Genomic DNA, 19,388 nt, shown 5'->3' on the forward strand with positions numbered 1-19,388 from the left:
GTGTGGCGGCGGAGACGGAGGCTGCCTAGGGACGGCCTGAGAACGTTGCTCGGAGCGTCCAAGGCATAGGCCGGGGTTTGCGACACTGGAAGGACCATGTCTGCCACCGCCGAACCGGCCGCCACCGCTCAGAAGACCCCGCCGAAGCTCGTTTTCGCCGCGCCGCGCCGGGGCAAGCCGCCGCGCCACCTCGCCGACCTCACCGCCGCCGAGCGGCGCGAGGCCGTCGCCGAGCTCGGTGAGAAGCCGTTTCGGGCCGACCAGCTGTCCCGGCACTACTTCGCACGGCTGGAGGACGACCCGGAGCAGATGACCGACTTGCCCGCCGCCCTCCGTGAGCGGCTGGTCGGCGCTCTGCTGCCCAAACTCCTCGACCCCGTGCGCGAACTCGCCTGCGACGGCGGGAAGACGCTGAAGACCGTCTGGAAGGCGTTCGACGGTGTCCTGTTCGAGTCGGTGCTCATGCGCTACCCCGACCGCGCGACCATGTGCGTGTCGTCCCAGGCCGGATGCGGGATGAACTGCCCGTTCTGCGCCACCGGGCAGGCGGGGCTGACGCGCAACCTGTCCACGGCCGAGATCGTGGAGCAGGTGGCCGCGGGCGCACGAGCGCTGGCCCGCGGGCGCATCCCCGGCGGCCCCGGGCGGGTCTCCAACATCGTCTTCATGGGCATGGGCGAGCCGCTGGCCAACTACAAGTCCGTGATCGGCGCCGTCCGGCGCATCACCGACCCCGCGCCCGGCGGGCTCGGCATCTCCCAGCGTTCCGTGACGGTCTCCACGGTCGGCCTCGTGCCCGCGATCGAGAAGCTCGCCGCAGAGGACATGTCGGTGCGCCTCGCCCTCTCCCTGCACGCGCCGGACGACGAGCTGCGCGACGACCTCGTCCCGATCAACAACCGCTGGAAGGTCGCCGAGGTCCTGGACGCCGCCTGGGCCTACGCCGAGCGGTCCGGACGCCGCGTCTCCATCGAGTACGCGCTGATCAAGGACGTGAACGACCAGGCGTGGCGCGCCGACCTGCTCGGCCGCCTCTTGCGCGGACACCTCGTGCACGTCAATCTGATCCCGTTGAATCCGACGCCGGGTTCCAAGTGGACCGCCTCCAGGCCCGAGGACGAGCGGGAGTTCGTCCGCCGGCTGGAGGCCCACGGGGTCCCGGTCACGGTCCGCGATACGCGCGGGCGCGAGATCGACGGCGCCTGCGGCCAGCTCGCCGCGTCCACCAAGGACTGAGCCGAGGCCGCGCGCCCCGGAAGGAGCAGGCCGGTGGCTGTGACGGCCGGAGGCTTTCCCGTGAGCCTGCGCGGATACAACCGCGCCCAGGTGGACGAGCTGATGGGGCGCCTCCGCGCCGGCATGGACGGTGGCGGCCCGCCGCTGACGGCCGAGGACGTCCGCCAGGCACGTTTCGACGTGGTGCTGCGGGGCTACGACCGCCGGGTCGTGGACGCCATGCTCCAGGAATGCGTCCTGGAGCTTCAGGCCACTGCGCCGTCGGCGCCGCCGCGGCAGCGCCGTCCGCGCGTCCAGCACGAGTGGCTGATCTCGTGGATTCAGAACGTGCGCTTCCCGAGAGCCACCCCGCGCGCGGGATACGTCATGAGAGACGTGGACGCCTTCCTCGACCGCGTCGTCGCGGGCCTTCGCGGTACCCAGCCGCCGGTCACCGCGCGGGACGTGCGAGAGGTGACTTTCCGCACGGCCCGCTTCAGCGGCGCCTACGACGAGCAGGACGTCGATCGCTTCCTTGTGCAGCTGGCGGAAGCACTCGATCCTCGCTGACCGGAGAAGTTATCCACAGATCTTGAACTGAGTGGCGGGGGTCGGCGGCGGGCGGTCACGCTGGGTCACATGAACGCCGAACTGTTCCGTCGACTCCACCCGCTCTTCAGCGCCTTCCTGACGCCGGAGACCGCGGGGATCCTGCTCACGCTCGCCCGTCCGGCCCTGCGCCTGACCCGGGGCACGTCACCCGGTGTACACCTCGGCGGCTCACCGTTACTCCCGGCCGGGGAACCCTGGCCCACCGCGTCGGGCCGTCCGCTCGCCCACCTCAGCACGATCGCCTTCGCTGAGCTTCCGCCTCTGGACGGGCTGCCCGGGTCCGGCCACGCCTCCTTCTACTACTCGGGCAGCGCCCACAACTGGTGGGACGACTTCGACACGCGCGAGACGTGGCGCGTCTACGCCCACGACATGAAGCCCGCCGTCCCGCCCGTTTCATCGGCCGAGGCGAAGGGGCAGTCCTGGAGTGCGACGCCGTTCTGGTCCCTGCCGAGCCCGCTGGATCCGGCGCTCGGCCTGCTGGAGCAGGCCCGTCCCGGGACGCTGGGAACGTACCGGCCTCTCTACGAGAGCTGGCTCGAACAGGTCTGGCCGGACGAAGGCCCTCGCCACCAGCTCGGAGGATGGCCCGTTCTCCTGGAGCCGAACCGTCCCATGGGCCCGCCGACCCCCTGCGAACCGTCACCGCCCAAGGCTCCGCCGTACCTCGAACCGAAGACGAGCCTGACCAAGCCCCCGCTCGAACCCAGAGCCGACCAGGTCGTCCGTCTCTCCGACTACCGCCGCCCCGCCACGAAACGCCGGCGGACTGGTGCGACATCGTCCGATCCTCGAAAACCTCTTCCGATCTCCCGACGCGCCAGTTCCAAATCGGCGCCCACGGATTCGCGCCTCTCAACCGAGAATCCGACTGCCGCACAGCGCGAGTCGGCGAGCGTCGCTGCCCTCCGTCCCGTTGCCGATTCGATCCGGTCGGCTTCCGCGGTCCGGGCCGCAGAGCAAGCGAGCTGCCTCTCACCTCGTCCGACCCGAGAACCGAAGTCGGCAGCTCGCCGGGCTCCAGGTCTGGATCTCGTCACGGAACCGGCGATCCGCCCTCCGATCGGCCTGAGCGATACGCCGTCCACCCTCGCCCGCGATCACTTGGCCAAGGGCATGGACCGTGACCCGGCCTTCCTGTATCCGCGCATTCCCCGGCACTCGGTATCGGTGCTGCCGTCCAACGTGGACTCCATCCGCCTGGACGAGGTCCGCGCGGCCATCGCGGCCGCGAGATCGAGATCGGCCGACGCTCAGCAGGTCGCCGAGGGCCAGGCGAAGAAGGCGTCCGACGCCCGACGCTCGGCGACACGCAGGCTGACCGAACTGCTCCGCGAGCGCCTCAGCGAGAGACGGCTCGTCCTCCAGCTCGATTCCGACCCGAGCCTGGGCTGGTTCTGGGGCGATCCAGGTTTCCTGTACTTCACCGTCCAGCCCGACGCGCCCCTGGAAAGCGCCTGGCTCAACCGCCAAGCCCTCTAGCCCTTCCGCTTCGTGCCCGCGTCCGTGCTCGTGCCCGCGCCTGCCTTGTGCCGGCGCCAGCATCCGCGCACGTGCCAGCATCCACGCTCGTGTTAGCGCCAGTGCCAGCGGCATCGCTAGGTTCCAGCGCCAGCGCTCGCGTCGATTTGATGAGTTGGGCGTGAACGATGGGCGGTGTCCCGGCTGATTGGGTGGTGTGTTGGTCGGTAGGGGTACTGAGATCAACGCTGGCCTGAGTGGCTTGAAGCTGGAGAGCGTGTGGGCAGCGGAGGTTCTTCCAGGCGAGGGCCGGGGGAGCCGTCCTCGGTTGAGAGTGGCGGTAGTTGGGGGCGCTGCTGCGTTGCTTGGGCGTGCTTGAGACTGCGGCGGTTCTTCTCCCGGTTGCTCAGGTCGGGGTGCTGCGGCGGTGGAGGGTCAGCAGGTAACCGGCTGCGGCCACGACGCACCAGAGGACGAGATGGACGAGAACTGCGGGGAGGGAGGACTGAAGCTTGGACGGGCCGTCGTGGGCCGCCTTGATCCACTCCAGGTAAGGGATGGCCAGGAAGCTCAATCGGCCCAGGCCTAGCAGGAGGGACGCCGTGAGGACTGAGAGGAGCACCAGGAGGGAGGTGCCGGTGTTGGGGATGATCGCCCGGCTGGTCCAGGCGCCGATGAACGTGCCGGCTGCGCAGGCGAGGAGCGCCAGCAGGGCGGCGGCCGCGGTGGTGGTCGCGGGTACGCCGACGGTCGCTCCCTGAAGGAGTGGAGCGGCGAACAGCACGGCGCTGAGCGTGACGCTGGCTGCGAAGGCCGCGAGCAGTCCCGCCACGCCGGACCGGCGAACGGCCAGCACGCTGAGCCATCGCTGCACGGTGGGCTGGGTGTCGAGCAGTGAGCGGGCCGTCCACGCCGAGATCGGGACCATGAACGCGGCGGCGTCGCCGTAGGTGCCTGTCGCCAGTTTGACGGGGTCGGGACCACTAGGCCACTGCCCGAAGACCAAGAGCACGAGCAGCAACGTAATGATCAATGACGGGAGGAACCTCATGGAGCGGAGATAACCGGCGAGCTGGAACCGGATGAGCGCGATCATTCGCTGACGCCTCTCCGAACGGTTCGTCCGGCGGCACGTAGTTGGCGCTCGACGTCGTCGGCTTCGTCCGCTCGCACGATCACCTCGAGGAGCACACAGTCGGGCGGAATCTCGGCGGGCGAGGCGCCCCTACGGGAAACCGTTGAAGGTCTGTGCAAGCCACCGTCTGCGAGCCCGTGCGGGGGCTTTTCTACGCGGTCGTGTGCCTGACCGTCTGCGCCGCCGTGTTGGGGGTTGTCTGCGCGGCTGTGTTGGGGGTTGTTTGTGCGGCCGTCTGCGGGGCTGTGTGTGGCGTTGTCTGCGCGGCCCTGTGGGCGCTCGTGTGCTCCGTTGTCTGCGCGGCTGTCTGCGGGGCTGCGTGTGGGCTCGTGTGCTCGGGTGTCTGTGTGGCTGTTTGGGCTGCTGGCTGCGCTTTTGTTTGAGGTGCCGTCTGAGGCGTTGCCTGTGTTGTTGGCGAAGCGTCTTTTTAGGCGGACTGCGGGTGAGTCAGGAGATGGGGTGTTCTCGCGGTGGGAGGAGGGTGCTTGGCGGGGAGGAGTTCGGGGCGGAGTGGCTGGGGCTTCGGTCAGCGGCGCATCCGGGGATGCTGGGCTGGTGGTGTGTTCGGTCAGGACGGAGTCGCTCAGGTGTAGGTGCCGGAGGGAAGGGAGGTGGGCGGCTGCCTCGGGGTGATGCAGGACGCGATGGTGGTCGCTGAGAACGATCATGGTGCCTTTGGCGGCGATGGCGGCTAGGAGCTCGGGGAGGAGGGCCAAGGTCGTGGCGTCCAGGCCGGAGAAGGGTTCGTCCAGGAGGAGAAGTCGGGGGGAGGGCAGCAGGGCTTGGATCAGGCCGACTTTCTGAGCGCTGCCTTTGGAGAGGTCGGGGAGCGGGGTGTCCAGCAGGTGGTCGAGGTTGAGGAGGTGCGTCCAGTGAGTTGAGGCGGTTTTCGGGAGGCCGTGAAGCGCGGACATGTGCGCCAGGTAGGCCGTCACCGTGAACGGTTGGTCCGTGGGGAAGCGCTCGGGGGCGTAGCCGACCGAGGCGGGACGTTCGACGATCGTGCCGCGTCGGGGACGGTGCAGTCCGGCGAGGAGGCGCAGCAGGGTCGACTTGCCCGCGCCGTTCGGTCCGGTGAGCTCGGCGATGTCGCCGGGCCGGAGCGTCAGGGAGATGTCTCGGAGCACCCAGGGGCCACGCCGTCCATAGCGGAAGGCGACACTGTCCATGCGCATAGGCTGCGCACGGTAGCCGATCCGAAGTAACGGCGGCGTGAGCCGCGGGGAGGACGGGGCGTATGGCGGACACGCCGTGTGTGTTCTGCGAGATCATCCGGGGCGAGCGTCCGGCACACGTGGTGCTGGACGTCCCGGAGGCGATGGCGTTCCTGGACACCCGGCCGCTGTTCAAGGGGCATACGCTGCTCGTCCCTCGCGAGCACCACGAGACCTTGGTCGACCTTCCGGAAAAGGAGGTCGGGCCGTACTTCGCGCAGGCTCGTCGGCTCGCGGGCGCCATGGAGGCCGTTCTCGGCGCGGCCGGCTCGTTCGTCGCGGCCAACAACCGTGTCAGCCAGAGCGTCCCTCACTTGCATGTACACGTGGTCCCGCGCAACCGGAAGGACGGTCTGAAGGGCTTCTTCTGGCCGCGTCACAAGTACGAGTCCGATGAGGAAGCCGCCGAATACGCCACCCGTCTCCGCACCGCGTTGGAGTGACAGGGAGCGGTCGTGTTGGTCGCGGTGTGGCATGCCTGGCTGTGGTTTGGGCCTTGCGTCGCGAGTTCGTGGCCTGGGCTGGAGTTGGCGGCGGCTGCCCGGTCTGGGAAGTGGGTTTGCGTGGCGTCGTCGCCGCGTTGTGCTCGTGGCCTGGCTGCGTCGTGCTCGCGTCCTCGCCGTGTCGTGCCTGCCTGTGGTGGTGGCGCGCTGGGCGGGGTGCTCGCGGCGGGGGATCTGGGCGTGCCGATTTGGAGCTGCGACTGAGTCGCCTACTTGGGCAGGGGCTATCTCTGGCCTGCTGCTTTGGGAGGGGCTTCCTGCGGGATGCGCGTTTGTGGAGTCCAGGTGAGGGTGCGGGGTGGAGGGCGGTAGTTGCGCCCTTCCAAGGCTTGCTGTGAGGCGGGAACTCCGGAGTGGGAGGTGTGAGGCGGGGACTTTGAAACGGAAGGTGGGTGGCGGGGGCGGGGCGAGGGTTTAGGAGGTGGGGGTCAGGAGGGCGGTGTAGGGGGTCAGGGTGGCTTGGGTGAGGGTGGGCGGGGACGGAATGGTGGCGTTCTCGTAGAGGTCGCGTTCGGCTCGGTCGAGGGTGGCGGTGAGGACGTATTCGGGGACGGTCCAGCCCAGGAGGTCGGCGGCCCGGGTGATGGTGAGGAACTGGTCCTCGGTGGCTGGTACGTCAAGGTGGTCGGGGAGGGGGGTTTCGACCGGCATGGCTCGTCTCCTTCCGGGCGGTTTCTCAACGTACGCCGGTGAGGGACGGGCCGGCATCCCCGCTTTCGGGGGAGGCGGTCGTCAGTGGGTGCCCCAGGTGTAGGTCTGCTTGCGCAGCTTCAGGTAGACGAAGCTCTCGGTGGAGACCACGCCCGGGACGGCGCGGATGCGGCCGAGGAGTTCCAGGAGCTGCTCGTCGTCCTCGCAGACCAGCTCGACCAGGATGTCGAACGAGCCGGCGGTGATGACGACGTAGTCGATGGCCTCGACGGCGGCGAGGTCGTCGGCGATCTTCTCCAGGTCGCCCTCGCACTTGACGCCGATCATCATCTGGCGGGAGAAGCCGAGCATCAGCGGGTCGGTGACGCCGACGATCTGCATCACGCCGGTGTCCAGGAGCTTCTGGACGCGCTGGCGGACGGCCGCCTCGGACAGGCCGACGGCCTTGCCGATCGCGGCGTAGGAGCGGCGGCCGTCCTGCTGGAGCTGCTCGATGATCTGCTTGGCGGTCTCGTCGAGCGGGACGGCGGCGCGGCGCTCGCGCCCGGCGGGCGGGCGGCGCTCCGGGGAGCGGTCCGTCATGGTGGGGTCTCCTTGGTGCGGCATCATGGGTGGAAGTGGGCTTGGATGATGGATTCAGTCGTGAAACTCGATCGTAACAACGGAATCCCTTGCCATAGCGGGGAACCTCTGTAAGGGTCGGGGCCAACGACAGTTCCGGCTGCGGCGGCCATCAGGGAAGGGGTCGACGATGACCAGCGAGCAGGCGACCAGGCTGCGCAACTTTATCGGCGGCGAGTACGTGGACGCCAAGGACGGCAGGACGCTGGAGGTGATCGACCCCAGCACGGGCGAGGTGTGGGCGTCCTCGCCCAACTCCGGCGCCGAGGACGTGGACGCCGCGTTCCGCGCGGCCGCCGACGCGTTCCCCGCCTGGCGCGACGCCACGCCGAAGGACAGGTCCCTGGCGCTGCTCCGGTTCGCCGACGCCCTGGAGGCCCGCGCGGACGAGCTCGTCGCCGCGGAGTGCCGGGACACCGGCAAGCCGCTGAAGCTCACGGCGGACGAGGAGATCCCGCCGATGGTCGACAACATCCGGTTCTTCGCCGGGGCGGGACGCATCCTGGAGGGCAAGGCCACGGCCGAGTACATGGCCGACCACACGTCCTCGGTGCGGCGGGAGCCGATCGGGGTGTGCGCGCAGGTCACGCCGTGGAACTACCCGATGATGATGGCGGTCTGGAAGTTCGGGCCGGCGCTCGCGGCGGGCAACACGGTCGTGCTGAAGCCGTCCGACACGACCCCGGCGAGCACGCTGCTGCTGGCCGAGATCGCCTCGGAGTTCCTGCCCGCGGGCGTGTTCAACGTGGTGTGCGGCGACCGCGACACCGGCCGCGCGCTGGTCGCGCACCCGACCCCGCAGATGGTGTCGATCACCGGCAGCGTCCGGGCCGGGATGGAGGTCGCCCGCGCGGCGGCGGACGACCTGAAGCGCGTCCACCTGGAGCTGGGCGGCAAGGCGCCGGTCGTGGTCTTCGACGACGCGGACGTCGAGTCCGCCGCGCAGGGGATCGCCGGGGCCGGGTACTTCAACGCCGGGCAGGACTGCACGGCCGCCACCCGCGTCCTGGTCGCCGAGCGGCTCGCGGACGACTTCACCGCCGCCCTGACCGAGGCCGCGCGCGGCACCCGCGTCGGCCCGCCGAACCCCGACGAGGACGCCGACTTCGGCCCGGTGAACAGCCAGGCCCAGCTGGAGCGGGTGCAGGGCTTCATCGACCGCGCGCCGGACCACGCGAGGCTGGAGACGGGCGGCGGGCGCGTCGGCGACCGCGGCTACTTCTTCGCGCCGACCGTGGTCAGCGGGCTCCGCCAGGACGACGAGATGGTGCAGAACGAGATCTTCGGCCCGGTGATCACCGTGCAGCGGTTCGGCGACGAGGAGCAGGCCGTCCGCTGGGCCAACGACGTCAGGTACGGCCTGTCCGCGAGCGTGTGGACCCGCGACCACGGCCGGGCGATGCGGATGACCAAGGCGCTCGACTTCGGGGCGGTCTGGGTCAACACGCACATTCCGTTCGTGTCGGAGATGCCGCACGGCGGCTTCAAGCACTCCGGCTACGGCAAGGACATGTCGATGTACGGAGTGGAGGACTACACGCGCATCAAGCACGTCATGCACTACATCGGCGCCTGAGCCGCCGCGCCCGCGCACGCCCGCACGGCTCGGCCCGCCCGTGGAAACCGCAGGGACCGGCGACGTCCCGCCCGTCCCGACGCCCGGTCACAGCCTCCGCCCCCGCCTGAGTCTCGTCGTCCCGCGGCTCCGACCGGCCGCGGGGCGACGAGCCCCCGCCCCGCGGCTCGATCGGTCGCGGGTCGACGAGCCTCCGCCCCGCGGCTCGATCGGTCGCGGGAGGACACGTCTCCGTTCCGCGGTTTCGCTCGGCCGGGAAAAGGCGAGCTCTCGCCAGGCGGTCGCGATCGGCTGCGGGAGGGCGCGCTCCTGTGGTCAGTCCGGTCGGGCGCTGGGCTCCGGAGCCCTGTGCTGCCTGGGCGGTCCGTTCGGTTCGTCCTTGCCAGGTTTCCTCGGCTCGCCGTCGGTTGCAGCGGCGGGGCTGGTCGAGATCGGGGCCGGCGGGAGGGGCCGACGGGGCGTCGGGCGGGCCCGGGAGCTTCTCGACCACACGCCGGACGGGGTGGCGGTGGAGCGCTCCGGGCGCGGGCGGTGTGGATTGGCGGCTCCATCGCGGCCGGGGAATGCCGCGATGGAGTCGGAAGTGGTCGGTCGGCATGGAGGACGGATCCGTGCCGACGCATAGCATCTGGACGTCGCTTCGGCGCGTCCATCAGGGCCGGGTCCGTGGGCGGACCCGGCGCGAGGCCGAACCCCCGGCGGGGGAGGCCGCCCCCCAGGCGCTCCGTCCACGGGGCGCCGCACTCCGATTCCCGTGAAGGACCGTGTCATGACCGAGACCCAGCACGCGCCCCTACGCGACGACCCCGGGCGCGCCGAGGACGCCGTCCCCGCGATCGAGCTCGCCGGGGTGCGCAAGGAGTACCACGCCTACGGCGAGACCGTGGCGGCCGTCCGGGAGGTGGACCTGGCGATCGCGCAGGGCGAGTTCTTCTCGCTGCTCGGGCCGTCCGGCTGCGGCAAGACGACCACCATGCGGATGATCGCCGGCTTCGAGGAGCCGACGGCGGGCGAGGTGTACCTGCACGGCGACTCCGTCACGGGGGTGCCGGCGAACAAGCGCGACGTGAACATGGTGTTCCAGTCGTACGCGCTGTTCCCGCACATGAGTGTGTTCGAGAACGTCGCGTTCGGGCTGCGCCGCAGGCGGACGCCCAAGGCGGAGATCACCGAGCGCGTCACCGAGATGCTGGAGATCGTCGATCTGACCGGCCGGGAGAAGCGGCGTCCGACGGAGCTGTCGGGCGGGCAGCAGCAGCGGGTCGCGCTCGCCCGGGCGCTGGTGAACCGGCCGCGCGCGCTGCTGCTGGACGAGCCGCTGGGCGCGCTCGACCTGAAGCTGCGGCAGGCGATGCAGGTCGAGCTGAAGCGCATCCAGCGCGAGGTCGGGATCACGTTCGTCTACGTCACGCACGACCAGGGCGAGGCGCTGACGATGTCGGACCGGATCGCGGTCATGAACGACGGGCTGGTCGAGCAGCTCGGGACGCCGCGCGAGATCTACGAGCGTCCGGCCAGCAAGTTCGTCGCCGGGTTCATCGGGACGTCGAACCTGCTGTCCGGGGACGCCGTGGAGACCGGTGACGGCAGGGCCGTCCTGAAGCACGGCGACGGCGGCTGCATCGAGGTCGCCCTGCGCGAAGGCCAGAGCGTCGCGACGGGCGACAAGGTCGAGCTGACCGTCCGGCCGGAGAAGATGCAGATCACGCCGGACGACCCGGGCGACGGCCTGTGCCGGGTGCACGGGACGGTCAGCGAGGTCGTCTACCTGGGCACCTCCACCAACTACAACGTCACCACGAACGCCGGGGCGGACGTCGTCGTCTTCGTCCAGAACGCGATGAACGCCGAGGACGTCGCGCGGCGCGGGGACGCGGTATGGCTGTCCTGGGAGCCGCAGCACTCCTACCTGATCGGGAGCGCGGTATGACCGGTCGGTACCGGGCCTCGCGCACCCGCGCGGACGCGGCGCCGCCACCCGGCGCCCTGGACGCGGCGGTTCTGCGCGGCGGCATGGACGCGGCGTTGCGGCGCGGGTTGACCTCGCGGCGCGCGTTCCTCGGGGCCGTGGGCGCGGTCGCGGGCGCGGCGGCGCTGTCGGGATGCAGCATCCCGGGTCGGGGCGGCAACGGGATCGTCACCCAGGCCGAGATCGACGAGTACTGGCGCGGGCGGACCGGGAAGGGCCACATCAACTGGGCGAACTGGCCCGGTTACATGGAGGACGACCGCTCGACCCTCAAGGCGTTCACCAGGGAGACCGGGATCTCGGTCACCTACAAGGAGGCCATCCAGGAGGCGGCGGACTGGTTCGGCAAGATCCAGGCGCCGCTGGCGGCGAACCAGTCGATCGGGTTCGACCTGATGGTGGTCACCAACGGCATCCAGTTCACCGAGCTGGTCGAGCTGGGCTACCTCGCGCCGCTCGACCACAAGCGGCTGCCGAACTTCGCCCGGTACGCGAGCGAGAAGGCGAAGAGGCGGGCCTACGACCCGAACAACGTGTTCAGCGTCCCGTACATGTCCGGGATGACGGGGATCGCCTACAACACCAAGTACGTGAAGGAGCCGATCACCAGCGTCCAGCAGCTCTTCGACCCGAAGTACAAGGGCCGGGTCGGGATGATGAGCGACTCGCAGGAGCTCGGCAACTTCGGCATGTTCGCGCTCGGCATCGACCCGGAGAAGTCCACTGAGGACGACTGGAAGCGCGCCGGGGACGTCCTGCGGAGCCAGCGCGACAAGGGGATCGTCCGCAAGTACTACGAGCAGGGCTACATCGACGCGGTCACCAAGGGCGACGTGTGGCTGACGATGGCCTGGTCGGGTGACGTGTACACGCTGTCCAGCCCGGACGTGAAGTTCGTCATCCCGAAGGAGGGCGGCACCATCTGGAGCGACTGCATGATGCTGCCGAAGACGGCGGCGAACCCGGTGGACGCGATCCGGCTCATGGACTGGCTGTACCTGCCGCAGAACAACGCGCCGCTGACGGAGTTCATCAACTACGTCACACCGGTGCCGGGCGTCCAGGACGTCATCCGCCAGGAGGCGGCGAAGGCGGACGCGAAGGACAGGGCCGACCTGGAACGGCTCGCGACGAGCCCGCTGGTGTTCCCGAGCGCGCAGGAGTACGCGAAGCTCCGCACCTACCGGCCGCTCAGCAACGCCGAGGTGCCGCGTTACCAGAAGGTCTTCCAGACGATCTCGCAGGGGGCCTGAGCGATGGCACGGCTGCGCGGGGCGCTGACCCCGTACCTGATGATCCTGCCGGGCGGGCTGTGGATGGCGGTGTTCTTCGTCGTCCCGCTGGTCTTCATGTTCTCGGTGTCGCTGATGACCGGGAACATCATCGACGGCTTCGAACAGACGTGGCACTGGCGGAACTACACCGACGGCTTCCACACCTACGGCGACAAGCTGCTGCGGTCGCTCTGGTACGGCCTGCTGGCGACGGCCGCGTGCATCGCGCTCGCCTACCCGGCCGCCTACTGGATCGCGTTCAAGGGCGGACGGCGCAAGTCGACCTACCTGTTCCTGCTCCTGCTGCCGTTCTTCGTGTCGTTCGTGCTGCGGACGCTCGCGTGGAAGCTCGTCCTCACCGACAACGGGCCGCTGCTCGGGCCGCTGCGGAACCACGGGCTGGTGCCGAAGGACTTCCACGTCCTGGACAGCGGCTTCGCCGTGGTGTCCGGGCTGACCTACAACTTCCTGCCGTTCATGGTGCTCCCGATCTACGTGGCGCTGGAGCGGATCGACTACCGCGTCATCGAGGCGTCCTACGACCTGTACGCGAGCCGGACGCAGGCGTTCCTGCGGGTCGTCCTGCCGCTGTCGCTGCCGGGCGTCTTCGCCGGGGTGATCATGACGTTCGTGCCGGTGGCGTCGGACTACGTGAACTCCGAGGTGCTGGGCGGGCCGAACAACGTGATGATCGGCCACATCATCCGCACCGAGTACTTCGACAACAGCTCCTACGCGCTCGCGTCGGCGCTGTCGTTCTCCCTGATGGCGCTGCTGCTCGTCGGGATCTTCGCCTACGCCCGCGCGCTGGGCACCGAGGACGTTCTGGAGGCGGCGGGACGATGACGACGACCACCCTCAGCAAGCCTCCTGGCCGGAAAAAGCCGCGGCGCCGCCGGATCGAGCGGGACGGCCTGGGCCTGCGGCTCTACACCTGGCTGATCATCGCGTGGCTGATGCTGCCCATCGCGATCATGATCCTGTTCGGCTTCAACGACACCCACAGCAAGCAGAACTTCCAGTGGGAGGGCTTCACGCTCCGCTGGTACCGGCACCTGTTCGACAAGGGCGACCTCACCCGGGCGCTGTGGAACTCGATCTCGATCGCGCTGCTCAGCACGGTGATCACGACCGTGCTCGGCACGTTCGTGGGCATCGCGCTCGGTCGGTTCCGGTTCCGCGGCAAGGGCGTGACGAACCTGGTGCTGTTCGCCGCGATCTCCTGCCCGGAGATCGTGATGGGCGCGTCCCTGCTGTCGATGTTCGTCAGCCTGGACCTGCCGCGCGGCTACTGGACGGTCCTGATCGCGCACGTGATGTTCTCGATCTCGTTCGTCGCGGTGACCGTGCGGGCCCGCGTGGTCGGCCTCGATCCGAAGGTGGAGGAGGCGGCGAAGGATCTCGGCGCCGGGCCCGTCGCGACGTTCCGGCTGGTCACGCTGCCCATGATCATGCCGGGTGTGCTGTCGGGCGCGCTGCTCGCCTTCGCCCTGTCCATCGACGACTTCGTGATCACCAACTTCACCAGCGGCTCGACGGTGACCTTCCCGCTGTGGGTGTACGCCTCGACCCGCACCGGCACCCCGCCGCAGGTGAACGTGATGGGCACCCTGATCTTCGCGGTCGGCGTCCTGCTGGCCGTGATCTCCGCCCGGCGCGCACGCCGCGCCTGATCCGGCGCGCGTCGCCGCCGCGGGGCCGCCGGAACCGGCGCGTCCGCGGCGGCGACGCGCCGGGAACCAACGGGCACTGAACACCCCTGCCGCGCCGGGTCGGCGCGGCGGGGACCGAGGGAGTTGGAAATGTGAATCCGCTGAGGGCACTCGCCGACGCCGAGCCGGTCCCGTTCTGGCTGGCGGACGACGGACGACCCGACCCCGAACCCGCGCTCGTCGGGGAGCACGCCTGCGACCTCGCCGTCATCGGCGGCGGCTACAGCGGCCTCTGGACGGCGCTGCGCGCCAAGGAGCGCGACCCGTCGCTGGACGTCGTCGTCCTGGAGGCCGACCGCGTCGGCGGCGCGGCGTCCGGACGGAACGGCGGTTTCTGCGCCGCCAGCCTGACCCACGGCATCGGCAACGGGATGGAGCGCTGGCCGGACGAGATGCCGGCGCTGGAGCGGCTCGGCATGGACAACCTGGCCGGGATCGCCGACACGCTCACCCGCTACGGCATCGACGCCCAGTGGGAGCCGACGGGCGAGCTGGCCGTCGCGACCGAGCCGTGGCAGCTCGACGGCCTGCGCGAGGACGCCGAGACCGCCGCGCGCCTCGGCCGCGAACTCACCCTGCTGGACGCCGACGAGGTCCGCGCGCAGGTCGGGTCGCCGACCTACCTCGGCGGCCTCTGGGACCGGGACGGCGTCGCGATGGTCAACCCGGCCCGGCTCGCGTGGGGGCTCGCCGACGCCTGCCGCTCGCTGGGCGTCCGCGTCCACGAGAACACCCGCGTCACCGGGCTGGCCACCGACCGGCGCGGGCACATGAAGATCAGCGGCGCGTACGGCTCGGTGACCGCCCGCCGCGTCGCGCTCGCGACCGGCGCGTTCCCGCCGCTGCTGCGCCGCCTGCGGTACTACCTGGTGCCGGTGTACGACTACGCGCTGGTCACCGAGCCGCTGACGCCCGCGCAGCGCGAGGCCGTCGGATGGCGGGCGCGGCAGGGCGTCGGCGACAGCGCCAACCAGTTCCACTACTACCGGCTCACGGCGGACGACCGGATCCTGTGGGGCGGCTACGACGCGATCTACCACTACGGCAACGGCGTGCACGCCGAGCTGGAGCGGCGGCCGCGCACGTTCGCCACCCTCGCGCGGCACTTCTTCGCCACGTTCCCGCAGCTCGAAGGGGTCCGCTTCAGCCACGCGTGGGGCGGCGTCATCGACACGTGCAGCCGGTTCAGCGCGTTCTACGGCACCGCGCAATCCGGACGCCTCGCCTACGCCGCCGGATACACCGGCCTCGGCGTCGGCGCGACCCGGTTCGGCGCGGACGTCATGCTCGACCTGCTCGGCGTCGGCCTGCGCCCCGGCGAGAGGACCGAGCGGACGCGGCTGAGGATGGTCCGCTCCAAGCCGGTCCCGTTCCCGCCCGAACCGCTCCGGTACGGCGTGATCGAGCTGACCCGGCGCGAGATCGCCCGCGCCGACCGCAACGCGGGCCGCCGGGGGCCGTGGCTCGGCCTGCTCGACCGCCTCGGCCTCGGCTTCGACAGCTGACCTCAGGAGGCCCGCGGCCTGCGGCCGAGGATGACGGTGGCGCTCCAGTCCTCGTCCACGGCGATCCGCGGTTCCAGGCCGCCTTCGGCGAAGGCGGCCAAGGCCGCGGGCACCTGGCGCTCGCTGATCTCGCAGAGCAGGTGGCCGCCGGGCGCGAGCCAGGCGGCGGCGTCGGCGGTGACGCGGCGCAGGACGTTCAGGCCGTCCTCGCCGCCGTCCAGCGCGACGCGGGCCTCGTGGTCGCGGGCCTCGGACGGCAGCAGGCCGATCTCCCGGGACGGCACGTAGGGGACGTTCGCGAGCAGCACGTCGACGCGTCCGCGCAGGTCGGCGGGCAGCGCCTCGAACAGATCGCCCTCGTGCACCTCTCCGGGCACGTTCCGCCGCGCGCACCGGACGGCCACCGGGTCGATGTCGGCCGCATGCAGCTCGACACGCTCCCCACCGTCGCGCCGTGCGCCGTCGCCTCGTTCGTTGGCGTCCTGCCCGCCGTCGCGCTGTGGGCCGTCGCGCTGTGCGCCGTCGTGCTGTGCGGCGGCGGTCTGTGCGGTAACGTTCTGGTCGCGGGCGTCCTGTTCGGGGCCGTCCTGTTCGGGGCGGGCGCGGACTTCGGCGGCGAGGGCGGCGCCCAGGGCGCCGGAGCCGCAGCAGAGATCGACCACGACCGCGCCCGCGCGGGTGACGGCGGCGGCCTCGCGTATCAGGACCTCGGTGCGGCGGCGCGGGACGAAGACGCCCTTCTCGACGGCGATGCGCAGGCCGTGGAACTCGGCGAAGCCGACGACGTGCTCCAGCGGCTCGCCGTCCGCGCGGCGGGCCACCATCGCGTCCGCCTCGTCCGGCGTGGACGCGGCGGACAGGATCAGCTCGGCCTCGTCCTCGGCGAAGACGCATCCGGCCTTCCGCAGCCGAGCGGCGACATCGGCTACAGCGGTGCCGGGGGCCGGCGGCGTCCGGGAGGCGCGTTCCATGATCCCCATCCTCCCAGGGGCGGACGGGTGGTCCGGCCGGGCCTCTAGTCGGGGGCGGCGTCCTTGGAACCGAAGACCAGGGACGAGACCTCCAGGTAGAGCTGCTCCGGGTACGGCATGTAGGTGACGTGGTCGAAACCCTGGTTCTGGCCGGCCGACTCGATGAGGAACTCGCCGTAGCCCAGCATCCGGCCGAGGACCGACCGGTCGAACCGGATGTCGGTGACCTTCGCGAGCGGCATCATCGCGACCTTGCGGTTCAGCACCCCGGTGATCAGCATGATCCGGTGCTCGGTGACCAGGAAGAACTGGATCGACCAGGCGAACACCTTCCAGACCAGGTAGCCGAGCGAGGCCACCCAGAGGAACCAGATCCAGGCGAAGCCGGTGATCGCGTTCACGGCGGTGCAGGCCACCAGCGCGACGAACGCGACGACCACCGGGAGCAGCAGCCGCGCCGGGTGCTGGCGCACGGCGATCACGTGGCCCTCGTGGTTCATCAGATAGCGGTCGACGGTCCGCGATCCGGCGTCCCGGAAGACCATCATGTCCTGCATGTTCATGGCCGCGTCCTCGTCGTGATCTGTTGCCGTCAACGGTAGCGGACGGCCGCGCCGCCGGGCACTGGCCGCGCCCGGACAGTCCCACCCCGTGCCCGCCTGCGCGCGCTCTCGCGCCCGCCCGCGTGCGGTCTCGCGTCTGCCCGCGTGCGGTCTCGTGCCCGCCTGCGCGCGGTCTCGTGCCTGCCCGCGTGCGGTCTCGCGCCTGTCTGCGCGCGGTCTCGCGCGGGCCGGAGTGCTCCGCGTCGCGACGCCCCTTCCGGTCCGTCCCGTCCCGTCCACGGTCTGTGGCTCGTGTGGCCGGTGGGGGCAGGGGTTTCCCTTGGGAGGGCGGCCGTCCCTTGTGCGGGCGCGGCGGGGTCATGATGATGTTGCCCATGGACGCCGCGCGGGAGCCCCGGCCGGGAGCCGACGACGTGTTCGCGGGCGCGCGCGGGCCCAGCGGCGCCTTCACCCCCGACGTGACCGGACGGCCCGTCTGGCGGCTGCTCGTGCGCGGTATCGGCGTGTACCTGCCGGGCTGGTCCGAGCCGTCCGGGGCGGTGACCGTCGCCGTGCCCAACGGCCGGAGCGCGTTCGGGGAACCGCCGAGGGACGGTTTCGGCGGCACGCAATGGGACGTTCCGGAGAGCGCCCTGCCGCCGGGTTTCGGCCCGCCCGCCTTCGTCAACGGGGAGTCCGGGTTCGGGCTGCACCTGCCGGACCGGCGCAAGGGCCTGGAGCCCGACCGCGAGATCTACGTGCGCGGCCAGGAGAACCCGAGCTTCGGCATCGTCATCGCGGGTCCGGCTTCCGCGGTCGGGAGCCGCGTCGTGGACGCCGACGGCCTGGTCCGGTTCGCCCGGAAGCTCACGTTCGAGGAGCTGTTCGAGCCGGGCGACGCGTCGTCCGTGCCGTACGCCGTGCGCGCGGCGCGGGCGGTGCAGAACGTGGTGCTGCTCGACCGCGGGTCGGGGGTCGGGCTCTGCGCCGAGGCGGACCAGGAGTCCGGGACGGCGCGCTGCCCGGTGTTCGTGCGGATCGGCGGCCCGGCGGAGCGGAACGTCCGGGCCTACGCGCTCGCGCCCCAGGCGGTCAGCTCCCACAGCTGATGCGCCGGGAGGCGGCGCATCCGGACGATCGCCGTGGCCGGGTCCCAGAACACCTCGTCGTTCTCCAGCTCCAGCGACTGGGCCGGGTCGAGGACGGCCGCGACCAGCTCCTCGCGCGTCCGGACGGCCAGCAGCGGCCCGATCTGGGCAACCGCGCCCTCGCTCTCGTACAGCACGCGCAGCAGCGACTTCAGCGCGGCCTCGTCCTCGGGCGCGCGGCCCGCCGGGACGACGTGCCCCGGCCCGCGGCCCGACCCCAGGCCGCTGCCCGCCCCCGGTCCGCGGCCCGACCCCAGGCCGCTGCCCGCCCCCGGTCCGCGGCCGGACCCCGGCCCCCGGCCGCGGCTCGGTCCCGGGTCGCGGCTCAGACCGCCCGCCGGGGCGCCGGAGCCGCCCGGCGGCAGGTCCGCGCCGGTCGAGATCAGCAGCGCGGTGAACGCCCCGGCCAGCTCCTCCATCCGGCGGCCGCCGAGGAAGTAGCGGCGGTGCTCGGGGACGCCGGGGCCCGCGCCGTCGGCGTCCTCGACCGTCCGGAACCGGACCTGGAGGCCGTTGGCGCGCAGGCACGCCTCGTACATCTCGCCGAGGATGTCCTGGAGCTGCTCGTCGCGGCTCCACAATCGTCCGGTCGCGGTGACCGACAGGCCGTCGCCGCCGACCCGCGGACGCCCGGCGAGCGCGGAGGAGACGGCGCTGTCGAGCTCGCCCTCGGTGTACTGGAGCAGCTCGGCGACGACGTCCTCGACGTCCTCCAGGGTGCGGGTGAGGGCGCGTTGCAGCTCCAGCATCTCCGCGCCGCCGCGCTCGACCTCGGCCAGGCGCGAGATCGCCTCGTCCACCCGGCCCGCGACCGCCGCGCCGCTCCCGGCCGCGACCGCGCGCACCGACGTCTCCATCTCGCCGAGCTTGCGGCGCAGCGCGGCGAGCGTGACCCGCTGCTGTTCGAGCTCCTGCAGCCGGCCGGACTGCGAGCGCAGGTAGGAGTCGGCCTGGTGGACGAGCCGGGCGAGCTCCTCGACCTGGCCGGAGTTGTCGCGCAGCCGCGAGTCGAGCGCGGGCAGCACGTCCCGCTTGACCCGCGACAGCTCGGCGGTGAGCTGCTCGCCGACCGTGACCAGCACGCTGTTCTGCTTGGTGACCTGGTCGTTCAGCTCGTCCACGCGGCGGGCGAAGGCGCGCGCCTGCTCCCGGCTCTGCCGCCCCGCCCAGAGCTCCATGGCCCCGACCACGACGCACAGCACCACCAGGATGAGCGTCGTCATGGCACCCCTCAGGCCCGCGGTCGACGGTTCCGGCACGCTTTTAGATCGCGACCATA

The 19,388-nt window shown here is 71.1% G+C and carries 18 protein-coding genes; 11 read left to right on the forward strand and 7 right to left on the reverse strand.

Annotated features, from left to right (window positions below; translation table 11 throughout):
- The first annotated feature begins 96 nt into the window (after window positions 1-96).
- The 3 genes from rlmN (at window position 97) to ACFPCY_RS03085 (ending at window position 3,309) form a co-directional block, all read left to right on the forward strand.
- Entirely contained in the window at window positions 97-1,236 is a 1,140-nt protein-coding gene (gene rlmN / locus ACFPCY_RS03075; protein WP_378251998.1) for a dual-specificity RNA methyltransferase RlmN, read from the forward strand.
- 60 nt (window positions 1,237-1,296) lie between these two features.
- Window positions 1,297-1,785, forward strand: a complete 489-nt coding sequence (locus tag ACFPCY_RS03080; RefSeq protein WP_378251999.1) for a DivIVA domain-containing protein — start codon at window positions 1,297-1,299, stop codon at window positions 1,783-1,785.
- A 69-nt stretch (window positions 1,786-1,854) separates the two neighbouring features.
- Window positions 1,855-3,309, forward strand: a complete 1,455-nt coding sequence (locus tag ACFPCY_RS03085) for a DUF1963 domain-containing protein (protein ID WP_378252000.1) — start codon at window positions 1,855-1,857, stop codon at window positions 3,307-3,309.
- Between the two features lie 385 nt (window positions 3,310-3,694).
- On the opposite strand, the gene ACFPCY_RS03090 is transcribed toward ACFPCY_RS03085, so the two are convergent.
- Both ACFPCY_RS03090 and ACFPCY_RS03095 read right to left on the reverse strand, forming a co-directional pair.
- Window positions 3,695-4,384 carry a hypothetical protein gene (locus tag ACFPCY_RS03090; RefSeq protein ID WP_378252001.1) on the reverse strand — a complete coding sequence of 230 codons (690 nt, stop codon included), beginning with the start codon at window positions 4,382-4,384 and terminating at the stop codon, window positions 3,695-3,697.
- Window positions 4,381-5,592, reverse strand: coding sequence for an ABC transporter ATP-binding protein (locus ACFPCY_RS03095; protein WP_378252002.1), 1,212 nt, complete (start codon window positions 5,590-5,592; stop codon window positions 4,381-4,383). Before ACFPCY_RS03095 ends, ACFPCY_RS03090 begins: the two co-directional genes overlap by 4 nt.
- A gap of 68 nt (window positions 5,593-5,660) precedes the next feature.
- Between ACFPCY_RS03095 and ACFPCY_RS03100 the strand changes: the two genes are divergently transcribed.
- Window positions 5,661-6,080 carry an HIT family protein gene (locus ACFPCY_RS03100; protein WP_378252003.1) on the forward strand — a complete coding sequence of 140 codons (420 nt, stop codon included), beginning with the start codon at window positions 5,661-5,663 and terminating at the stop codon, window positions 6,078-6,080.
- Between the two features lie 474 nt (window positions 6,081-6,554).
- Here the strand turns inward: ACFPCY_RS03100 and ACFPCY_RS03105 are convergent, their stop codons facing one another.
- Window positions 6,555-6,791: a type II toxin-antitoxin system TacA family antitoxin gene (locus ACFPCY_RS03105; protein ID WP_378252004.1), complete on the reverse strand. Its 237-nt coding sequence runs from the start codon at window positions 6,789-6,791 to the stop codon at window positions 6,555-6,557.
- A gap of 81 nt (window positions 6,792-6,872) precedes the next feature.
- Window positions 6,873-7,373: an Lrp/AsnC family transcriptional regulator gene (locus ACFPCY_RS03110; protein WP_378252005.1), complete on the reverse strand. Its 501-nt coding sequence runs from the start codon at window positions 7,371-7,373 to the stop codon at window positions 6,873-6,875.
- 169 nt (window positions 7,374-7,542) lie between these two features.
- On the opposite strand from ACFPCY_RS03110, the gene ACFPCY_RS03115 reads away from it, so the two are divergent.
- From ACFPCY_RS03115 to ACFPCY_RS03140, 6 genes are all read left to right on the forward strand, one after another.
- A complete protein-coding gene (locus ACFPCY_RS03115) occupies window positions 7,543-8,988 on the forward strand; it encodes a gamma-aminobutyraldehyde dehydrogenase (protein WP_378252006.1) in 1,446 nt (481 codons plus the stop codon).
- 769 nt (window positions 8,989-9,757) lie between these two features.
- Window positions 9,758-10,918: an ABC transporter ATP-binding protein gene (locus ACFPCY_RS03120; protein ID WP_378252007.1), complete on the forward strand. Its 1,161-nt coding sequence runs from the start codon at window positions 9,758-9,760 to the stop codon at window positions 10,916-10,918.
- Window positions 10,915-12,210 carry a polyamine ABC transporter substrate-binding protein gene (locus tag ACFPCY_RS03125; protein WP_378252008.1) on the forward strand — a complete coding sequence of 432 codons (1,296 nt, stop codon included), beginning with the start codon at window positions 10,915-10,917 and terminating at the stop codon, window positions 12,208-12,210. Before ACFPCY_RS03120 ends, ACFPCY_RS03125 begins: the two co-directional genes overlap by 4 nt.
- 3 nt (window positions 12,211-12,213) lie before the next feature.
- Window positions 12,214-13,077 carry an ABC transporter permease gene (locus ACFPCY_RS03130; protein ID WP_378252009.1) on the forward strand — a complete coding sequence of 288 codons (864 nt, stop codon included), beginning with the start codon at window positions 12,214-12,216 and terminating at the stop codon, window positions 13,075-13,077.
- Window positions 13,074-13,904 carry an ABC transporter permease gene (locus tag ACFPCY_RS03135; protein ID WP_378252010.1) on the forward strand — a complete coding sequence of 277 codons (831 nt, stop codon included), beginning with the start codon at window positions 13,074-13,076 and terminating at the stop codon, window positions 13,902-13,904. The genes ACFPCY_RS03130 and ACFPCY_RS03135 overlap by 4 nt, the downstream gene beginning before the upstream one ends.
- Window positions 13,905-14,035: 131 nt before the next feature.
- A complete protein-coding gene (locus tag ACFPCY_RS03140) occupies window positions 14,036-15,448 on the forward strand; it encodes an NAD(P)/FAD-dependent oxidoreductase (protein WP_378252011.1) in 1,413 nt (470 codons plus the stop codon).
- A gap of 2 nt (window positions 15,449-15,450) precedes the next feature.
- On the opposite strand, the gene ACFPCY_RS03145 is transcribed toward ACFPCY_RS03140, so the two are convergent.
- Both ACFPCY_RS03145 and ACFPCY_RS03150 read right to left on the reverse strand, forming a co-directional pair.
- Entirely contained in the window at window positions 15,451-16,419 is a 969-nt protein-coding gene (locus ACFPCY_RS03145; protein ID WP_378252012.1) for a class I SAM-dependent methyltransferase, read from the reverse strand.
- Between the two features lie 44 nt (window positions 16,420-16,463).
- On the reverse strand, window positions 16,464-16,982 hold the full coding sequence (locus tag ACFPCY_RS03150; RefSeq protein ID WP_378252013.1) for a PH domain-containing protein: 519 nt from the start codon (window positions 16,980-16,982) through the stop codon (window positions 16,464-16,466).
- Between the two features lie 374 nt (window positions 16,983-17,356).
- Between ACFPCY_RS03150 and ACFPCY_RS03155 the strand changes: the two genes are divergently transcribed.
- A complete protein-coding gene (locus ACFPCY_RS03155) occupies window positions 17,357-18,070 on the forward strand; it encodes a hypothetical protein (protein WP_378252014.1) in 714 nt (237 codons plus the stop codon).
- Here ACFPCY_RS03155 and ACFPCY_RS03160 read toward each other — a convergent pair.
- The gene (locus ACFPCY_RS03160; RefSeq protein ID WP_378252015.1) at window positions 18,031-19,332 is read right to left on the reverse strand and encodes a hypothetical protein; all 1,302 of its coding nucleotides are present in this window, start codon (window positions 19,330-19,332) and stop codon (window positions 18,031-18,033) included. The two genes, ACFPCY_RS03155 and ACFPCY_RS03160, sit on opposite strands and share 40 nt — an antisense overlap.
- Window positions 19,333-19,388: the final 56 nt, after the last annotated feature.

The organism is Actinomadura gamaensis (genome assembly GCF_042652125.1).
GTDB classification, from domain to species: domain Bacteria; phylum Actinomycetota; class Actinomycetes; order Streptosporangiales; family Streptosporangiaceae; genus Spirillospora; species Spirillospora gamaensis.

Coding starts and splice junctions, on each gene's coding strand:
- ACFPCY_RS03135 (WP_378252010.1), top strand. CDS start 13,074: ATGACGACGACCACCCTCAGCAAGCCTCCTGGCCGGAAAAAGCCGCGG.
- ACFPCY_RS03085 (WP_378252000.1), top strand. CDS start 1,855: ATGAACGCCGAACTGTTCCGTCGACTCCACCCGCTCTTCAGCGCCTTC.
- ACFPCY_RS03155 (WP_378252014.1), top strand. CDS start 17,357: ATGGACGCCGCGCGGGAGCCCCGGCCGGGAGCCGACGACGTGTTCGCG.
- ACFPCY_RS03125 (WP_378252008.1), top strand. CDS start 10,915: ATGACCGGTCGGTACCGGGCCTCGCGCACCCGCGCGGACGCGGCGCCG.
- ACFPCY_RS03105 (WP_378252004.1), bottom strand. CDS start 6,791: ATGCCGGTCGAAACCCCCCTCCCCGACCACCTTGACGTACCAGCCACC.
- ACFPCY_RS03100 (WP_378252003.1), top strand. CDS start 5,661: ATGGCGGACACGCCGTGTGTGTTCTGCGAGATCATCCGGGGCGAGCGT.
- ACFPCY_RS03160 (WP_378252015.1), bottom strand. CDS start 19,332: ATGACGACGCTCATCCTGGTGGTGCTGTGCGTCGTGGTCGGGGCCATG.
- ACFPCY_RS03115 (WP_378252006.1), top strand. CDS start 7,543: ATGACCAGCGAGCAGGCGACCAGGCTGCGCAACTTTATCGGCGGCGAG.
- ACFPCY_RS03130 (WP_378252009.1), top strand. CDS start 12,214: ATGGCACGGCTGCGCGGGGCGCTGACCCCGTACCTGATGATCCTGCCG.
- ACFPCY_RS03150 (WP_378252013.1), bottom strand. CDS start 16,982: ATGAACATGCAGGACATGATGGTCTTCCGGGACGCCGGATCGCGGACC.
- ACFPCY_RS03120 (WP_378252007.1), top strand. CDS start 9,758: ATGACCGAGACCCAGCACGCGCCCCTACGCGACGACCCCGGGCGCGCC.
- ACFPCY_RS03145 (WP_378252012.1), bottom strand. CDS start 16,419: ATGGAACGCGCCTCCCGGACGCCGCCGGCCCCCGGCACCGCTGTAGCC.
- ACFPCY_RS03090 (WP_378252001.1), bottom strand. CDS start 4,384: ATGATCGCGCTCATCCGGTTCCAGCTCGCCGGTTATCTCCGCTCCATG.
- ACFPCY_RS03110 (WP_378252005.1), bottom strand. CDS start 7,373: ATGACGGACCGCTCCCCGGAGCGCCGCCCGCCCGCCGGGCGCGAGCGC.
- rlmN (WP_378251998.1), top strand. CDS start 97: ATGTCTGCCACCGCCGAACCGGCCGCCACCGCTCAGAAGACCCCGCCG.
- ACFPCY_RS03095 (WP_378252002.1), bottom strand. CDS start 5,592: ATGGACAGTGTCGCCTTCCGCTATGGACGGCGTGGCCCCTGGGTGCTC.